Origin of the sequence: Kocuria sp. 2SI (genome assembly GCF_005502825.1) — a bacterium.
Classification (GTDB): Bacteria; Actinomycetota; Actinomycetes; order Actinomycetales; family Micrococcaceae; genus Kocuria; species Kocuria palustris.
On record NZ_SCNB01000055.1, the window covers coordinates 1 to 1,302 of the forward strand.

A 1,302-nucleotide genomic window follows, 5' to 3' on the forward strand; every position below is an offset into this window, starting at 1 on the left:
TGTCAAGCCCCGAGTTTTGTAGAGGGATTTCTATCTGGAAATTGATGCCAACGCCCGAGCAGGCAGCTGCGCGTGGACTACTTCGAACTCGACAGGAGGCACGTGCCCGATCTCGCCATGAAGACGGCGATGGTTGTACCAATCGACCCACTCCGCGATCGCGACCTCGACATGCGACACATCCCGCCACGGCCCGTGATTCCGGACCAACTCAGCCTTGAACAACGAGTTCAAAGCCTCCGCCATCGCGTTGTCATACGAGTCACCACGGGACCCGACCGACGCGACAGCATCCTCCACCGCGAGTCGCTCCGCGTAGCGCACGGCACGATACTGAACTCCGCGGTCGCTGTGATGGACCAGACCGGACAGATCGTCACCATCACGCCGACGTGTCCAGATCCCCATCTCCAACGCATCGATCGCCAACGCCGTGTACAACCGCGTTGACACCTGCCAGCCCACGATCCGACGAGAGAACACATCCAAGACGAACGCGACATACGCCCATCCGACGAACGTCCGCACATACGTAATATCCGCGACCCACAACTGATTGACCGCCTCGGCCGTGAAGTCACGATTGACGAGATCCGCAGGCCTGTCCGTCTCCGGGGCCGGCTTCGTCGTCCGGGGCCCCTTGGCTCGGCTCACGCCGCGGAGTCCCGCCGTCCTCATCAGCCGCTCCACGGTGCACCGGGCCACCTCGTGGCCCTGTCTGCGTAGTTCGGCATAGACCTTACGCGCTCCGTAGACGCCGTAGTTCTCCTCGTGCACCTGCCTGATCTCCTCTGTCAGCTCCGCATCCCGCCGGCGCCTTGGTGAAGGCTTGCGGGTGCGGTGGGCGTAGTAGCTGCTCGGGGCGATCTGCAGCACCCTGCAGATCGGCTCGACCCCGTGCTCATCCCTGTGCGCGTCGATGAACGCGCACATCACCGCGAGGGGCGGTCGAGCTCCGCCGCGAAGAAAGCCGAGGCTTGCCGCAGGATCGTGTTCGCGCGCCTGAGCTCGCGGTTCTCCCGTTCAAGCTCCGCCATCCGAGCCGCGTCTTCCGACGTAGTACCCGGCCTGAGGCCTTCATCAACCTCGGCCTTCTTCACCCAGGTACGCAGCGCTTCGGGGTGGACACCGAGTTGCTCGCCGATCCGATTGAACGCGCCCCTGCGAGCTTCGGGATCTTTGCGCGCATCGATCGCCATCCTCGTGGCTCGCTCGCGTAGCTCGTCGGGGTACTTTCGTGGTGCGACCATGCCGCCCATCCTTCCGGGTTATCGATGTCTCCATTAAACCCGGGGCGATTCA

At 63.5% G+C, this 1,302-nt stretch carries 1 protein-coding gene and 1 other annotated feature; the gene reads right to left on the bottom strand.

Annotation, left to right across the window (positions count from 1 at the left end):
* Positions 1–30: 30 nt before the first annotated feature.
* Positions 31–1,250 (bottom strand): IS3 family transposase gene (locus tag FFS25_RS13295; protein ID WP_246076017.1). Its coding sequence is split into 2 segments (ribosomal slippage): positions 31–971 and positions 971–1,250, totalling 1,221 coding nucleotides; the frame shifts between segments, so codons are not numbered across the junction.
* Positions 859–972, bottom strand: a sequence feature (AL1L pseudoknot). It overlaps the preceding gene by 114 nt.
* Positions 1,251–1,302: the final 52 nt, after the last annotated feature.